General features: G+C 40.4%; 19 protein-coding genes, 1 other RNA gene and 1 pseudogene. 9 read left to right on the plus strand and 12 right to left on the minus strand.

Translation table 11 applies throughout. The features are described 5' to 3' along the window. Positions 1-6 precede the first annotated feature (6 nt). Positions 7-453 (minus strand): dUTP diphosphatase, encoded by a 447-nt coding sequence (locus SSAL8618_RS09345; RefSeq protein WP_038676834.1) that lies wholly within the window; start codon positions 451-453, stop codon positions 7-9. Positions 454-660: 207 nt separating this feature from the next. Here SSAL8618_RS09345 and SSAL8618_RS09350 point away from each other — a divergent pair, with 207 nt between their 5' ends. The 6 genes from SSAL8618_RS09350 (at position 661) to galU (ending at position 6,085) form a co-directional block, all read left to right on the plus strand. Then, positions 661-1,263, plus strand: coding sequence for an NADPH-dependent FMN reductase (locus SSAL8618_RS09350; protein ID WP_038676836.1), 603 nt, complete (start codon positions 661-663; stop codon positions 1,261-1,263). Positions 1,264-1,281: 18 nt separating this feature from the next. Further along, positions 1,282-2,532, plus strand: coding sequence for an NAD(P)H-dependent oxidoreductase (locus SSAL8618_RS09355; RefSeq protein WP_002885631.1), 1,251 nt, complete (start codon positions 1,282-1,284; stop codon positions 2,530-2,532). Positions 2,533-2,717: 185 nt separating this feature from the next. Next, entirely contained in the window at positions 2,718-3,443 is a 726-nt protein-coding gene (locus SSAL8618_RS09360; protein ID WP_223896476.1) for a formate/nitrite transporter family protein, read from the plus strand. Positions 3,444-3,451: 8 nt separating this feature from the next. Next, entirely contained in the window at positions 3,452-4,012 is a 561-nt protein-coding gene (locus tag SSAL8618_RS09365) for an MptD family putative ECF transporter S component (RefSeq protein ID WP_038676838.1), read from the plus strand. A 118-nt stretch (positions 4,013-4,130) separates the two neighbouring features. Then, entirely contained in the window at positions 4,131-5,153 is a 1,023-nt protein-coding gene (locus SSAL8618_RS09370) for an NAD(P)H-dependent glycerol-3-phosphate dehydrogenase (RefSeq protein WP_022496721.1), read from the plus strand. Between the two features lie 17 nt (positions 5,154-5,170). Beyond that, positions 5,171-6,085: a UTP--glucose-1-phosphate uridylyltransferase GalU gene (galU, locus tag SSAL8618_RS09375; RefSeq protein WP_003091906.1), complete on the plus strand. Its 915-nt coding sequence runs from the start codon at positions 5,171-5,173 to the stop codon at positions 6,083-6,085. Between the two features lie 45 nt (positions 6,086-6,130). Here galU and SSAL8618_RS09380 read toward each other — a convergent pair whose 3' ends face one another. The 7 genes from SSAL8618_RS09380 to ffs all read right to left on the minus strand — a co-directional run bounded on the left by SSAL8618_RS09380 (position 6,131) and on the right by ffs (position 11,191). Then, the gene (locus SSAL8618_RS09380; protein WP_038676843.1) at positions 6,131-6,805 is read right to left on the minus strand and encodes a rhomboid family intramembrane serine protease; all 675 of its coding nucleotides are present in this window, start codon (positions 6,803-6,805) and stop codon (positions 6,131-6,133) included. Beyond that, positions 6,796-7,323: a 5-formyltetrahydrofolate cyclo-ligase gene (locus tag SSAL8618_RS09385; protein WP_038676845.1), complete on the minus strand. Its 528-nt coding sequence runs from the start codon at positions 7,321-7,323 to the stop codon at positions 6,796-6,798. Before SSAL8618_RS09385 ends, SSAL8618_RS09380 begins: the two co-directional genes overlap by 10 nt. A 68-nt stretch (positions 7,324-7,391) precedes the next feature. Continuing rightward, positions 7,392-8,525, minus strand: a complete 1,134-nt coding sequence (locus SSAL8618_RS09390; RefSeq protein ID WP_038676847.1) for an N-acetyldiaminopimelate deacetylase — start codon at positions 8,523-8,525, stop codon at positions 7,392-7,394. Between the two features lie 76 nt (positions 8,526-8,601). After that, positions 8,602-9,300, minus strand: a complete 699-nt coding sequence (gene dapD, locus SSAL8618_RS09395) for a 2,3,4,5-tetrahydropyridine-2,6-dicarboxylate N-acetyltransferase (RefSeq protein WP_002886999.1) — start codon at positions 9,298-9,300, stop codon at positions 8,602-8,604. A gap of 85 nt (positions 9,301-9,385) precedes the next feature. Next, positions 9,386-10,138 carry an HAD family hydrolase gene (locus SSAL8618_RS09400; protein ID WP_038676849.1) on the minus strand — a complete coding sequence of 251 codons (753 nt, stop codon included), beginning with the start codon at positions 10,136-10,138 and terminating at the stop codon, positions 9,386-9,388. 113 nt (positions 10,139-10,251) lie between these two features. Beyond that, complete coding sequence (locus tag SSAL8618_RS09405) at positions 10,252-11,091, minus strand: methyltransferase domain-containing protein (RefSeq protein WP_038676851.1); 840 nt, start codon at positions 11,089-11,091, stop codon at positions 10,252-10,254. A 14-nt stretch (positions 11,092-11,105) separates the two neighbouring features. Next, positions 11,106-11,191: signal recognition particle sRNA small type (gene ffs, locus SSAL8618_RS10470), an RNA gene on the minus strand. A gap of 321 nt (positions 11,192-11,512) precedes the next feature. Here ffs and SSAL8618_RS09410 point away from each other — a divergent pair. The 3 genes from SSAL8618_RS09410 to SSAL8618_RS09420 are packed head-to-tail and all read left to right on the plus strand — an operon-like array spanning position 11,513 to position 12,160. After that, the gene (locus SSAL8618_RS09410; protein WP_038676853.1) at positions 11,513-11,671 is read left to right on the plus strand and encodes a class IIb bacteriocin, lactobin A/cerein 7B family; all 159 of its coding nucleotides are present in this window, start codon (positions 11,513-11,515) and stop codon (positions 11,669-11,671) included. A gap of 19 nt (positions 11,672-11,690) precedes the next feature. Beyond that, on the plus strand, positions 11,691-11,858 hold the full coding sequence (locus SSAL8618_RS09415; protein ID WP_002885883.1) for a class IIb bacteriocin, lactobin A/cerein 7B family: 168 nt from the start codon (positions 11,691-11,693) through the stop codon (positions 11,856-11,858). A gap of 47 nt (positions 11,859-11,905) precedes the next feature. Beyond that, a complete protein-coding gene (locus SSAL8618_RS09420) occupies positions 11,906-12,160 on the plus strand; it encodes a hypothetical protein (protein WP_038676855.1) in 255 nt (84 codons plus the stop codon). A gap of 84 nt (positions 12,161-12,244) precedes the next feature. On the opposite strand, the pseudogene tadA reads toward SSAL8618_RS09420, so the two are convergent. The 4 genes and pseudogenes from tadA to ytpR all read right to left on the minus strand — a co-directional run bounded on the left by tadA (position 12,245) and on the right by ytpR (position 15,914). Beyond that, positions 12,245-12,764 (minus strand): annotated as a pseudogene (gene tadA / locus SSAL8618_RS09425) (tRNA adenosine(34) deaminase TadA). A gap of 760 nt (positions 12,765-13,524) precedes the next feature. Beyond that, positions 13,525-13,917 (minus strand): single-stranded DNA-binding protein, encoded by a 393-nt coding sequence (locus tag SSAL8618_RS09430; RefSeq protein ID WP_002885697.1) that lies wholly within the window; start codon positions 13,915-13,917, stop codon positions 13,525-13,527. A gap of 428 nt (positions 13,918-14,345) precedes the next feature. Continuing rightward, a complete protein-coding gene (locus SSAL8618_RS09435; protein WP_002887005.1) occupies positions 14,346-15,023 on the minus strand; it encodes a CPBP family intramembrane glutamic endopeptidase in 678 nt (225 codons plus the stop codon). A 267-nt stretch (positions 15,024-15,290) separates the two neighbouring features. Further along, a complete protein-coding gene (gene ytpR, locus SSAL8618_RS09440) occupies positions 15,291-15,914 on the minus strand; it encodes a YtpR family tRNA-binding protein (RefSeq protein ID WP_002885779.1) in 624 nt (207 codons plus the stop codon). Positions 15,915-15,931: the final 17 nt, after the last annotated feature.

The raw sequence follows: 15,931 nt of genomic DNA on the forward strand, positions 1-15,931 counted from the left end.
CTTCCTCTACTGTCCAGTCGATCCAAAGCCACCTGTACGAACACCATCAGCTTCGTCTCCATCTACAATCAAGAAGGGCATAAAGACACCTTGAACGATGCGTTCGCCAACTTCAAGAGTCACGGGCTGATCAGTAATATTTTTCATCTGAGCGAAGATATGACCTTCATTTCCTGGATTTCCATAGTAATCGCCGTCAATAACGCCAACTGAGTTAATCAAGACCAGACCTTTTTTGCGAGGGTTTGATGAACGGTCATAGAGATAGAGAACCTCACCAGGTTGCATGTAAGCCTTAACACCTGTTGGGACGAGAACAATTTCCCCAGGAGCAATGACAATGTTCTCTGCCACCTTTAAGTCATAACCTGCAGCATGGGCTGTCTCACGTTTTGGAAGCAATTCCTGATTGTTATAGGTTGATACGAGTTCAAATCCACGAATTTTTGTCATTATTTTTCCTTTCGATACATCTATTGACTAGTATTTGTATAAACTAGCCATGCTAGCTTCAGACTTTTAAATCTATCCTATTATAATCTATTCGAAATAAGATGACAAAGGTAATAGTCTAATCACTTTCTCATTAAACGAAGATTGACTTTTAACCAGGAAAACGCTAACATAGTACTAGATATAATACTTTTAAGGAGAATTGTCATGAAATTCATCGGACTTGTTGGTACGAATTCAAAACGTTCAACTAATAGACAATTATTGCAATATATTCAGAAACATTTTGCAGATAAGGCAGACATCGAACTTGTTGAAATCAAAGACCTTCCTGTCTTTAACAAACCCGCTAACAAGCAATTGCCAGAAAGTGTCCTTGAAATCGTTAAAAAAATCGATGAGGCTGATGGTGTTATTATTGGAACACCTGAGTATGACCACTCAATTCCTGCCGTTCTCATGAACGCTTTAGCTTGGGTTTCATACGGTGTTTTCCCTCTTTTGAATAAGCCAGTTATGATTACAGGGGCATCTTACGGAACACTCGGGGCTTCTCGTGCACAGTTACAACTTCGTCAAATCTTGAATGCTCCAGAAATCAAAGCTAATGTGCTTCCAGACGAATTCTTACTCTCACATTCTCTACAAGCTTTTGATAGCAATGATGATTTAGTCGACCTTGATGTCATCAAAAAACTAGATGCTATTTTCGATGACTTCCGTCTCTACGTCAAAATTACTGGTAAACTCTCACATGCTACAGAGTTGCTACATAAAGAAGCTGAAGACTTTGACTGGGAAAGCCTATAAGACAGGAGAATATAAATTATGAAATTTGTTGGACTCGTTGGAGCAAATTATGATCAATCATATAACCGTAAACTGCTCGAATTTATCAGAAGACATTTTAAAATAAAATTTGAACTTGAAGTTTTGGAAATTGATGAAGTTCCTATGTTTAACCAAGATGAAAAATGGGACGAAAGCTTCCAACTTCGCTTACTTAATAACAAAATCACACGCGCTGACGGTGTTATCATTGCAACACCTGAGCACAACCACACTATCTCTGCAGCACTTAAATCAGTTTTGGAGTGGCTCTCATTCGAAGTGCACCCATTTGAAAACAAGCCTGTAATGATTGTTGGTGCTTCTTACTACGACCAAGGGACTTCTCGTGCCCAAGTGCATTTGCGTAAAATCCTTGAAGCACCTGGTGTCAATGCCTATACACTTCCAGGTAATGAATTCTTGCTTGGAAAGGCTAAAGAAGCCTTTGACCTTGAAGGTAACATTACCAATGAAGGCACTATTAACTTCCTTGAACAATGCTTAGATAATTTCATCCAATATGTAGGAGTGGTTTCTAAATTGAAAAAACCAAAACCAATCGAACCTGAAGACTTGGATTGTAACAACCCAATCGCTACAACTGTTACCGAAGTTGATCCTGACGATCCAGAGTGGGTAGAAAAAGTAGCTGAAATCACTGGTGCGGTATCTGGTGATACCTACGTGAAATTGGACCACGGTATTTTGACGGTTAATCAAATTGACATGTTCCTCAAGGCTATGCCATTTGAATTGACCTATGCCGATGATAACAATCAGTTCCTCTACTACAATAACGCCCATCAAGATCCTGACACTATGTTTGCTAAACGTGTGCCACCTCAATCTGGTAGCCGTATGTCAACTGTTCACGGCTCACTTCCACCAGCTCGTATGAAAAATGTAGAATGGGTTATCGGTACACTTCGTAATGGTAACCAAGAATATGTTCGTACGATTGTTCCAGGGTCACCTGAAGGAGTTATCAATACGCATAACTATCAGGCTATGTACTATGATGATGGTTCTTATGCAGGAATCAATGAAATCGTCTTTAACTTTAAACCATGGCTTGACTGGTATCTCGAAACAACTGGTCAACGCCTTGTCGGAGGAAGCGGTCCTTTTGCACCAGCTGCAGCTAGTCATGGCGGTAGCGACGCCACATCTGGTGCATCAGATGCGGGTGGTCATGGTGGCGACGCAGCCCCAGCCGCAGATGCAACATCTGGAGCATCCTCATATTAAGACTTGGAAAAGTTGGGACAAAACGTCCTGACTTTTTTTCATGGTCATCTTAAATTTATTTTCACTCGAGCTTGTGCATCCACTCATGCTCCATGTTACACAATTTAGAGGTAAAACCTATGTCTCAATTCTAAGAAAAAGTTTTTGCTGCTTGCGCTAAAAAAGAAGCTCTCTTTGACGAAAGTCTGGGGCGCTATGCCTTGCGCTCTATGCTCGCTGGAGCTTATCTTACTATGTCAACTGCTGTAGGAATTATTGGTGCGGATGTTATCGCTACAGGTATTCCAGCCCTTTCTCGTTTTGTCTTCGCCTTTATCTTTGCCATCGGACTGGTCTTCGTTCTCATATTCAATGGAGAGTTGGCTACTTCAAACATGATGTTCCTGACCAGTGGTGCCTATTATGGTAAAATCAAATGGAGCAAGGTGTGTACCATCCTCCTCTACTGTACCTTCTTTAATTTTGTCGGTGCCCTTATCTTGGCCTGGTTCTTCAACCAATCCTTCTCTTTCCAACATTTGACTGACAAGAGTTTCTTAGTTACTGCTGTCTCAACCAAGCTTGGAAAAACAGATTGGATGAACTTTACAGAAGGTATTACAGCTAATATGTTCGTTAATATTGCCATCTTGGGCTACATGCTCCTCAAAGAAGAATCTGCTAAAATTTTCATTGCGCTATCAGCTATCTTTATGTTTGTATTTTTGATTAATGAACACTTGATTGCTAACTTTGCTTCTTTCATGTTGCTCGGTTTCAACGGTGTGCGTGATGCTGTGGATAATTTCACTTTGGCAAATATTCTACGTCAGTGGGTAGTCGTTTTCTTCGGTAACTGGATTGGCGGAGGTATTTTCATTGGTTTGGCATACTCTTGGCTCAATAAAACTAAAACACCTCACATTGATTAGGAGACCACATGCGTCAAAAGACATTCATCAAACAAACCAGCCTAGCTATTCTACTGTATTTTATTTGCCTAGCCCTTGCAGTTGCTATTGATTTAATCTTTTTCAAAGTCAAAAATATGTATCATACACCTGCCTTAGCGGCTATCTTTGCAGGCTGGGTCTACTTGGGGCTTATCAGAAAGACAAAACAATTTGGAGCGATTACCTGTCTGGGTATCTTTATGTCCCTCTTCTTCTTTGCTTCTGGGCACTTTGTTCTAGCCTTTCTTCCTAGCTTTCTGGCTGGCCTTGTCGCTGACTTTCTAGCTAAGAAAGGGAACTATGAGAATAGTAAACTTAATTTACTTTCCTATATGATCTTTTCCCTAGGGAACTTAGCACCCATTATCACCATGTGGCTTGCGCCCAAAGCTTATATCGCACAGCTCCTAGCCAAAGGGAAAACTCAAGATTATGTAAATCAAGTTATGGTTCCCTTTACAGCCAGTCATGTCTTAATCCTGATTGGAGGAACGCTCATGGCTGCTCTCATTGGGGGCTACATTGCCCAAAATTGGCTGAAAAAATAAATAGCCATCAGCCCTCCTAACAGAGAGTACAAGACAAACATGCTTTTCTTATGTTATAATGAGAAAGAATACAGTCTTTTTCTACTTTGTTAGAAAGGACCTAAAGGGAGACCTAATGATGAAAAAACAAAAAATCGCTGTCTTGGGCCCTGGTTCATGGGGAACTGCCCTTGCTCAGGTACTCAACGACAACGGACACGAGGTCCGTATTTGGGGAAACATCCCTGAACAAATTGATGAAATTAACGAGAAACACACCAATACCCGCTACTTCAAGGATGTGGTTTTGGATGAAAACATTAAAGCCTACAAAGAGCTATCTGAAGCCCTAGATAGTGTCGACGCTGTTCTCTTTGTTGTTCCAACCAAGGTCACTCGCTTAGTTGCTAAGCAAGTTGCTGAACTTTTGGACCACGAAGTTGTTGTTATGCATGCTTCCAAAGGTTTGGAACCTGGAACACACGAACGCCTTTCAACAATCCTTGAAGAAGAGATTCCTAAGGAACTTCGTAGTGAGATTGTTGTCGTATCTGGTCCAAGCCACGCTGAAGAAACTATTGTTCGCGATATCACTTTGATTACAGCAGCATCTAAGGATCTTGAAGCGGCACGCTATGTCCAAGGTATTTTCAGCAATAGCTACTTCCGCCTCTACACCAATTCAGATGTGATTGGTGTTGAAACAGCTGGTGCTCTTAAAAACATTATCGCGGTAGGTGCTGGTGCCCTCCACGGTATGGGATATGGGGACAATGCTAAGGCAGCCGTTATTACTCGTGGCCTTGCGGAAATTACTCGTCTTGGTGTGAAACTTGGGGCTGATCCTTTGACTTACAGCGGTCTATCTGGGGTTGGTGACCTTATTGTTACAGGAACTTCTATCCATTCACGTAACTGGCGTGCTGGGGATGCGCTCGGTCGTGGAGAAAAGCTAGAAGACATTGAACGTAACATGGGAATGGTTATCGAGGGTATTTCAACCACAAAGGTTGCCTATGAAATCGCCCAAGAACTCGGCGTCTACATGCCAATAACAACAGCAATCTACAAATCTATCTATGAGGGTGCTGATATCAAGGAATCTATTCTCAATATGATGTCCAACGAATTGCGCTCTGAAAATGAATGGGATAAAAAATAAAAATCTAAGGAGTTCTCATGAAGAATCAAAAAGTTAGAAAAGCTATCATCCCCGCTGCAGGACTCGGAACACGCTTTTTACCAGCTACTAAGGCCTTGGCCAAAGAAATGTTGCCAATCGTTGACAAACCAACCATCCAATTTATCGTTGAAGAAGCCCTCAAATCAGGTATCGAAGATATCTTGGTGGTTACTGGTAAGTCAAAACGTTCTATCGAAGACCACTTTGATTCAAACTTCGAGTTAGAATACAACTTGGAACAAAAAGGTAAGACAGACCTGTTGAAATTGGTTAATGACACCACTGCTATTAACCTCCACTTTATCCGCCAAAGCCACCCACGTGGCCTTGGAGATGCTGTTCTTCAAGCCAAAGCATTTGTCGGAAATGAGCCATTCGTTGTCATGCTTGGTGACGACCTCATGGATATCACTAATGACAAAGCAGTACCTTTGACTAAGCAGCTCATTAATGATTATGAGGAAACACACGCATCAACCATTGCAGTTATGCCTGTACCTCATGAAGAAGTTTCTTCTTATGGTGTCATCGCCCCTCAAGGCAAAGGTGAAAATGGACGTTATAGCGTTGAAACTTTCGTTGAAAAACCAAATCCAGAGGATGCACCAAGTGATCTTGCTATCATCGGGCGTTACCTTCTAACACCTGAAATTTTCGGTATTTTGGAAACTCAAGAACCAGGTGCTGGAAATGAAGTCCAATTGACTGATGCTATCGATAAACTTAACAAGACACAACGCGTCTTTGCTCGCGAATTTACTGGAGACCGTTATGATGTCGGTGACAAATTCGGATTCATGAAAACATCAATCGATTACGCACTTAAACATCCTCAAGTTAAAGATGACCTCAAGCAATACCTCATTGACTTGGGCCACAAACTTGAAGGCAAAGCAGCTAAAAAAGACTAATATAAAAACCATCGAATGTCAGGTTCGATGGTTTTTTCATATAATTTAAAAATAAGTAAATCCTAGAAGAATCAGCAATAGTAAAATGTAAGTTAAAAGAGCTGTAAAACGCCAACCTTTACTAAATAAGCGACTTTCAACCTTGTTAGCCAAAAAGATAGCTGCAAGAGCACCTCCAACTAAACCACCAAGATGGCCTGTAATCCCAACACTAGGTGTAAACAGGTTGAAGATTAAGTTTATGACAATCAAAGCCAAGTAATTGCGACCTAACTGATTAAGCAAAGGACTATGACTATAGTAGCCAAGAATCACAACAGCCGCAAAAAGTCCAAACAAGGATGTCGAAGCACCAGCTGCAATAACATTAGGCGTAAAAAGTAAGGTAAAGGCATTTCCCATAACACCAGCCAACAAATAGAGCCCTAGAAAACGTAGAGTCCCAAAAATCTGCTCAGCCATTTTCCCCATAAAGTAAAGGGCAAGCATATTAAATAGAAAATGCTCAACACCTATATGCACAAAAATCGGTGTTACAAGACGCCAGAGGTTCAGTGGGCTGTACTGAACAAAAGCACCGTACATGGCCCCCATCTTAAAGAGGCTCAAAGGTGAGGTCGCTTGAAAGCCATTTAAGAGATATTGACAGATGAAAGTCAGCGTCGTAAGCCCCAACAATAGATAGGTTGCTGGGTATTTCTTCCACTCATTTACTTGCATGTAACAACCTCCTTAACAGGAATATCATAGCTATCTGGTTGAAAATCATGTTTCTGGCAAGGATAAACCGTACTAACGGTCTCCCCTTCAAAATCAGACAAATAGCGGTCATAGTAACCTGCTCCGTAACCAATGCGATAGCCTTCATCATTGAAAACTACTCCTGGCACATGAATTAAATCAATCTCTGATTTTTCCACAGCCAAATCAGACACAGGTTCCATCAAGCCAAAAGAGGTTGCAACAAGATTATCTGGATCATAATCCACAAAAATCATTCGACCTTGTTTATATGTTTTAGGAATCAAAAGTCGTTTACCATCCTTTAAAGCCTGATTGATTAAAAGACCGGTATCATATTCATGAGGAAAAGACAAATAAGTCGCAATCACCTGGGCATCTTTATAAGCAGGTAAGGCAATCAATTGCTCCAAAAGATATTGATCTATCTTAGCCTTAGTCTCAGGATCTTGTGAAGTTAACTGAGCCAAGACTGTTTTTCTAAGTTCATTTTTCATAGGTTTATCATATCAAAAAAGCTACCAAAAGTCAGACTTGGTAGATTTTTTAGCTGTATCAACTATGGTTAGGCTTCTGCCTTGTGTTTAAGGAATTTTCCAATTTCAGCCACTGCAAAAGCGAGGGCATCTTCATTTGGACTCATCTTAGGATGGTGAAGTGCATATGGCGTGTCAATTCCCAACCAGAACATGACACCAGGAACCTTACTAAGCAAATAACCAAAGTCCTCTCCAGTCATAGCTGGTGGACAATCAATCAGGTTAACCTCTGGGCTAGCATCAAAGAAAGCCATCAACTCTTTGGCCAAGGCTGGATTATTTTCCACAGGAAGATAACCACCTTGTTTCAACATGATATCCACTTCCATACCAAAGCTAGCTGCCACGCCCTCTGCAATCTGGCGCACGCGCTTCTGGATAAGGAGACTCATTTCCTGAGTAAGGGTACGAATAGTTCCATAAACCTCTGCAGTTTCAGCGATAACATTGTTAGTAGTTCCTGCATGGAAAGAACCAAAGGTAACTACCCCACCCTGGATAGGGTCAACATTACGACTGACAATTGTTTGCACCTGAGTAATAAAGTAAGAAGCTGCTACAAGGGCATCATTGGCCTCATGTGGAAAGGCCGCATGTCCACCTTTCCCCTTGAAAGTAACGAGGACTTCACAAGTCCCAGCAAAAAGGGTGCTTGTGTTAGTCGCAATATCACCTACCTTGAAATCTGGACGGACGTGGAGGCCATAGAACTCATCTGGCAACCAGTCTCCAAAGGCACCGTCCTCATACATAAGCATACCACCAGCTTCATTTTCTTCAGCCGGCTGGAAGAGGAAGAGCATGTTATTTTTAGGCTTTACTTGAAGCATCTGGTCCAAAAGACCAAGCGCTGTAGTCATGTGCATATCGTGTCCACAAGCATGCATACGACCTTCATGAGTAGACTTGAAGTCAAGACCTGTTTCCTCTACGATTGGGAGACCATCAATATCTGTACGCCAACCAATAGTTTTTTCAGGAGCATGCCCGTGAAGATAGACAAGGATCCCTGTACGCCAAGTACGTTGCTCCACAAAGTCCTTACCTTCAGTCATTTCAGCAATACGCTCTAAGAGATAAGCCTGAGTTTTAAATTCTTCCAAACCAATTTCAGGAATTTGGTGAAGGTCTCGTCTGATTTTAATTAAATCAAGTGTCATGTTTTTATCCTTTTTATTGTCTTATTTTATAGAGAATCTAGAAATAGAGGCCTTACAGGCCTCTACTATCAATATGTTATAAGTTACGCAAAGCGTCTTCGAGTGCTGTTTTTTGTTGTGTTTTTTCATCAATTTCCTTGATGATACGAGCTGGAACACCAGCTACAACCACATTTTCAGGAACATCTTGAGTAACGATAGCTCCAGCAGCAACGACTGAACCGTTACCAACTTGAACACCTTCAATAACAACAGCATTAGCACCAACAAGAACGTTATCACCGATACGAACTGGGTCTGCTGAAGCTGGTTCAATCACACCAGCAAGGACTGCACCCGCACCGATATGGCTGTTTTTACCAACAGTAGCACGACCACCAAGGATAGCACCCATATCAATCATAGTACCAGCACCAATTTCAGCACCGATATTGATTACAGCACCCATCATAACGACAGCATTGTCTTCGATAGTTACTTGGTCTCGGATAATAGCACCTGGTTCGATACGTGCATTAAGGTGACGTTTATCAAGCAATGGAACAGCTGAGTTACGGCCATCTTGTTCCACAACATAGTCCTTGTTTTCAGTCAAATTCGCAAGAAGTGGTTCGATATCTTTCCAGTCTCCGAAAAGAACGTTACCAAGTTTAGTGACAGAAGCTGGAACAGCAGTTGCCAATTCCCCTTCAAAAGTTACTTTAACATTCGTTTTCTTTTCAGCATTACCGATAAAAGCGATAATTTCTTGTGCAGACATTTTTTGTGCAGTCATGAGATTCTCCATTCACATAAAGTTAGGAATTATTATACCAAAAATTCTGATAATTGTCTTTGCTTTTGCCAAATACAGTGTATTTTTATGTAAAATTGGTCTTTAGAGCTTCTATATCAGTAATCACTCGGTCTGGCTTGATTGGGGAATTCTCCAGTTCTCGACGAGAATAAGGGAAGGTATTGAGCAAGATACTATCGATTCCAACTGCTTCAGCCACAGCAATATCAGTCGTTAAGTCATTTCCAACCATGACTGTCTCAGACGGGTTTAACCCATGATCATCCAAAACTTGCTTTAAAAATTCAGGTTGCGGCTTACAGATACCGGCATCCGAAGACAAGTAAATAGCATCAAAATAAGGTCTTAACGCCATTAGGTCAATCTCAGCGTTAGTAAAGGCTGCTTGAGCATTAGACAAGAGATAAATCCGACAGCCCTGCTCTTTTAGAAAGGCTAGCACCTCCTTGGTATGGGGATAAGCCGTCACATGTTTGCGAGATAAGACGCGAAAGACCATTGCTATCAATTGTCCCCAATCTTCCGGCTGATTAGAGTTACGAGACTGAGGCCGAGCGTCTACATAAAGCTGGTTAAAAATGTGGGCTAAATCAATTTCTGGATAAGCAACTCCTTTGAGATCTATTAACTCCTTACGGGCCTGATCCACGTGCTTAGCATAAGCCTTTTTAAGAGTCTCGCCCTCATAAGCCGCTCCATAAGCCTGATATAGTTGGCCTAGTTTATCCCATAACACAGGATCCTTCTCATCAGTTAAGATATCAACCAAGGTACCATAAAAATCAAAAATGTAGTTCTTATAAGCTCTATTTTTCATCGCTTTTTACCCATTACTGAAACTTTCTTACTCATTGCTCTCATCATACACCTTTTAGGAAGACCAAACAAGCTAACTGAGACATTTTCCCATCAAAAAAATCCCAACGACTGTTAGGATTGCTTATCATCTCTAATACGGCCAATCAGCAGTTCTCCCGCAACGGTTAATTGCGTCACTGAAGTCAAGTCCAAAGTATCCTTATTGGCATGGAAAAAAAGAGGTGTCATCTCAGCAAATGTTTGAACATGCTCTGATGGCATAGACCAAGTCTTAGCAATCGTCACACGCTCCAAAAGGTCACAGGACTCTTGAAAATGTTCCAGAACATCCTGGTTCGAATAAGCCTGCGCCTCCGGTAACAATTGGCGAAACTCTTTAAGATGATCCTCATGAGGAATAACCTTAAAAACCAAGCCATGATCAGACAAAAGTCGTCCAAATTCTTGATAATTAGCTGGTGAAAAAATATCTAAAATCACATCGATACAGTGTTCACGTAAAGGCAATTGAGCCAAATCGCCAACAAACCAAGCTACATTTTTCTGAGGATTTTGACGAGCCGCAAGAAGGATAGAATCCTTAGACAAATCAAAGGCCATGAAATCCTTGTCAAACTCTTGAGCCAACTGACGGCTATAATAGCCCTCACCACAGGCAACATCTAGAACGTGCGAGTGTTCAGGAAGGTCACGCAAGCGCTCTGAAATCACCTCCAGGATAGGATCGTAATAGCCTGCCGCAAGAATCTGACTCCTCTTTTCAAAAGAAGCCATATCATAGTTCTTATCTCCCTTAGTCTGTCTCAAAAAATTGACAAAGCCCTGCTTGGCGATATTAAAGGTATGCCTATTCTGACAAACCAAGCTAGACAAATCCAAATGCATTGGCGCTTGACAGATAGGACAAGCAAAAAGACTCTCTTGATCTTTAAAAACACTAAATTTGGCCATAAATCCTCCTCGACACAAAAAAAGAGCACACACCTGAAATCGCTTAGGGCTGCTGGATTCCTCCCCTGACCCGCTTCACGCACAGATGTTGCTCCGAAAAATATTATACCATAAATTGCAGTGATTGCAAGTAGAGAACTTATGATAAGACTAGCTAGACCTATCCCCTATCAATCCCTATTATTTCCTTCGGTCAGTCTAAACTTCGATAAAACATAAGACTTACCATGGTGACATTTATGTCACTACTTTTTTATTTCTCGACACCTTATAATAAATCCATAGCTTGAGGAAAGCACCAAAAGCTAGTGACATGGCTGACTTTATTTAAAGGAGAAGTCATGTTTAACATACCTCTTAACTCGTGGTGAGAGGGTATGAGATTTAAAAACTCACCAAAAATAAAAAAAGGAGAATGACAGTGATTAACAAAGAAATGAAGGCAGCTGACCTAGCCTCAGTAACAGGAGGCGGATGGAAGACTAACCTTGCCATTGGAGGGCTCTGCCTAGCTTCAAGACCTATTGGAACTATGGTATGCCTTGGAGCCTACAATGGCTACATGGACTCTGCGCGATAAAAGAAAGGACATATGAACAATGACTAAGACCATTAACAATCGTAAAAACATGACTACTCAAGAACTTGAAGCTGTATCAGGTGGAGTGGTTCCTTGGGCCGCTATTTCTGTTGGCATTGCTGCTGCAAAACTGACTTATGACCTTAGCTATGCTGCAGGTAAGTCTTTCTATAACCTCACCCACTAACTAACAGAACTCAGCTGACATCTCAAAGATTTTGAGGATGATAACTCATGAAACATACAAAAAATCAAACAAATGATACTACTGCTAATCAATCACCTAAAACGAATAACTATTTACTCGTAAAAATAGCTTTAGCTGGAATTATCGGTAGCCTACTTCTGATACTCCTAATCAACCTTATCTTTCATGTACGATTAGGAACACCAATTATTGATGCTAATTTGAAGTCCGCTTTTGGTACTCTGATCCTCTTTATGCCTATTTTTCTTTTGACAAGAGAGAAAGAAAAAAATAAAGCATAGAAAGAGTGACCTAAATTGCCTTCAGGAAAACAAAAACTCATCTTCCATTAAAAAGTGCAAGGCCAAAGGGCCTTGCACTTTTGTTTACATATCTTGCCTTGTTTCCAATTTAGCCAATCGTTTGGCTTCTTTTTTTACGTTCACGACTCGGACGGAAAAAGTCTTGCATAATCTTAGCACACTCTTCCTCCATGACACCAGTCTCTACTTCTACGCGATGGTTGAGGCGCTCGTCTCTTAGGATATCGTAAAGGCTACCCGCACCACCAAACTTTTGATTGCTTGCTCCATAGATAACTTTAGGAATACGAGCCAAGCCAATTGCCCCACTACACATTACACAGGGTTCGATGGTTACAAAGAGGGTACAATCTAACAAACGCCAATTGCCCACAGTCCTATTAGCCTCCTGAATAGCCATGACCTCCGCATGCATGATAGCTTGATTGAGCTCCTCACGTGCATTGTGCCCACGACCTAAGACTTCTCCATCTTTAACGATGACACATCCAATTGGAATCTCTGCTTTATCTAGAGATTTTTCGGCCTCCTTAAGAGCTTCAGACATAAAAAAATCTTTCTCTTCTTGGGTAAAGTCAAGCATTAGTGTCACTCCCGTTCCAAGATTTGCGAGACAATATCTCGCCTAGTCCTTCTATTATAGCATAAGAATGATATTCCCTTTCTAAAGGACACAAAAAAAAGCTAAGACGAATCATCCTAGCTTCAAACACATTAGTCTGGTGAGTCTTAGGAATCACACCAATGTGTTCCCCCAAGGCTAGACGAAAAGTCAACGACCGCTTAACATCCTAATTCATATGTCAGTCGGAGTGTCATAGTCAATTGTCTGTGAAATCATTATATAGGCCTAAGGCCTCACAACGATAAACAAAAATGCAACTGTTTCAAACAATTGCAAGGATAGCGTTATAGTTGTGATATTTCACACTTTCCTTCCAAACAAATAATGCCTACTATAAAAGTAACTTTTATAGCTTTTTCCTTACCCACCTATAGTTTATCATGAAACCTCTATCATTTAATTTAAAAATCGGTAATAAAACAATGATATGCATTAGAAATAACTGTTAATTGTATGCATTGTTTTGAATATTTTGTTTAACATTTAAAACGTTGATATATCAACATTTTAAGGCTTCCTAAACTATTTTTTCTAGTCTATCTACACTATTAAACACCTATCATCCTAAGTCTTATCTAATTTTACTGTTTATTAGTCTAACAAGTGTTTAATATTTTATCTCCAACAATTCTTTAAAACAAGGTATGGAACAAGATCATGATTTTTTAGAGAGGTTGCTTCAAAGATAGGAGACCTAGATAGCTAGTCAAAGGATAAACTAGAAGGGAAGTTCTTCTTCCAAGACGAGGTCAGCCAAGTCATTATCAGGATTATTTTCCCTAACAGCACGCTGAGCACGACTCTCCAGAAGTTGGAAAGAGGAACAAAGCACTTCAGTAACGTAATGAGTTTGACCATCCTTATCGTACTTACGAGTACGAAGCTCACCATCAAGAGAAATTAAACTCCCCTTGCTAGCATAAGATGCTAAGGTCTCAGCCAAACGCCCCCAGACAACCACTGTAATAAAGTCAGCCTCACGCTCACCATTTTGCGTCTTATAGCGACGATTAACCGCAACTGTAACACGTGTAAAAGACCTATCGCTAGCAGTTTTTACCATTTCAGGAGTCGCCGTCAAACGTCCAATTAAAATAACTTTGTTATACATTTTTTTACCTCCACCTATCTATTCGTAAGCAGAAGTAAAAAAAGTGACAGATTTTGAAAAAGCAAGAATAAAAATAAGATATATATATCACATTATTGACTTCAATTAAATAGAAAAAAGTAAAATCTATTCGGGTGAAAAGCAGGATGAGTTCTGCAATAAATGTACTTGTCACTAAATATTAGACATCTGAAGATGAGCTGAGCTACTAGCAAAGGAAGTAGGAAGCTTGGTATGAGCTGTCGATTCAAAGAACAGTTATCGCCATACAAACTTGTCATTAGTTTACTTACTCAAATCATCCTCTGCTGACCCAGAATTACCACTTAAAATAATTTTAACACTCCGTTTTGAAGTTGTTTTATTGATAGAAGAGAGACGAGAGTCCTTTGCCTTTTCTTTGTAAGCTGAAATAGTTTGGAATTCACTTATTGCACACTACCAATGACCAATACTATAAAAGATAAAATATTTCCTAGCACATGAACCATCAAGGGATAGTAAATATTTCCCTTTTCATTCACATAAATAATTGAAAGGGCTACTCCGCCACCTAAGTAACCAACTGCACTGACCCACTCTGATAAAGACAAACTGTGCATATGGGTCAAGGCGAAAACAAATCCTACCACACAAATGCTTAGCCAGCTTGGCAAATGTCTCTGTAAACAATGCAATAAAATTTGACGGAAAAAGAGTTCTTCCACAAAAGGTCCAATGATACAGGCGAAAACTGCTATCAGTAGTGGTTGTTCTTTAAAGGTACTTTGTATATTAGCCTCGTTTAGTCCTTGTTCACTTAGTCCCAAAACCTGCCTCAATATTGCCGATAGTAGTCCAAAGAAAATGGTCACCAGGACAAGTAAGAGCCAGCCTTTTAAAACCCCCAAGAAAAATTTTCTTTTAGAACTTCTGACCTCTTTCCACTTTTTGAGCAATTCAGACTTAAATAAGAAGCAACCATACAAAAACATGATGGTATAAACTAAATAGGTCGTTAAAGAAGAAGGTAAGGGAGCATCAAATACTCGTATACCGTCAAAAACAAAAAGGACTGTATAGAGAATCATAAAAACAAGGACTCCCTTATGTTTGTTGTAAACCATTGAACTTTCCTTTCTTTATATAATCATCACCAAATCTGAGTCTGACAGATAAATAAAACACAACTTGATTAATAAACTTGAAGCCACATTTTTTAGATAATTGCTCGGATAAAGTTGTTTTGGCAAATAATAGAGATTGAGAGCAATACTATTATATTTTGATGATGAACTTGGTAAGCATAAAGAGGTTCTCGAAATTTTGAACCATTTGCCAAGACGAGCTCTCCTAAAAAAAAAGCGGTATATACTTACCGCTTCTTGTCTTATTTACCCTTTCCAGTGTTTAGCTGGATCAAAAGCCTCACCGACTACTGCTGAATCATCAAGTTCAATAATACCACGTTTTTGTGGGGCATTTGGAAGGGCCAACTCACGTGGGGCACACATCATACCATAACTATCTTCACCACGAAGTTTTCCTGGGAAGATAAGGGCACCGCTAGGCATCATAGCACCAGGAAGAGCTACAATAGTTTTAAGACCAAGCGCTGCGTTTGGTGCTCCTGCAACGATTTGGACCTTCTTATCACCGATGTTCACTTGGCAGATGTTAAGGTGGTCACTGTCTGGATGTGCAACCATTTCATCAATTTGTCCAACCACAAAGACTGGTCCTTGTGTGTTTTCCAAACGCTCTTCAAAGCCCTCTTTAGCCAATTCTTCGTTCAAGACAGCTACATCTTGGTCTGACAAGAAAACTTGACCGTTACCTTCGATATCAATGAGGCTTGACGCTTCAAAAATATTCCAAGCAAGAGTCTTGCCTGTTTCATCAGCTGTGACACGCGCCACTTTACCTTTACGTTCTACGCTACGTTTGATGTCCTTAGTATCTTCCAAGATAACCAACAAAACGTCACCAACTTGTTCCTTATTGTATGCAAAAATCATGGGTTCTCCTTCAATAG

Source organism: Streptococcus salivarius (assembly GCF_000785515.1).
GTDB lineage: Bacteria > Bacillota > Bacilli > Lactobacillales > Streptococcaceae > Streptococcus > Streptococcus salivarius.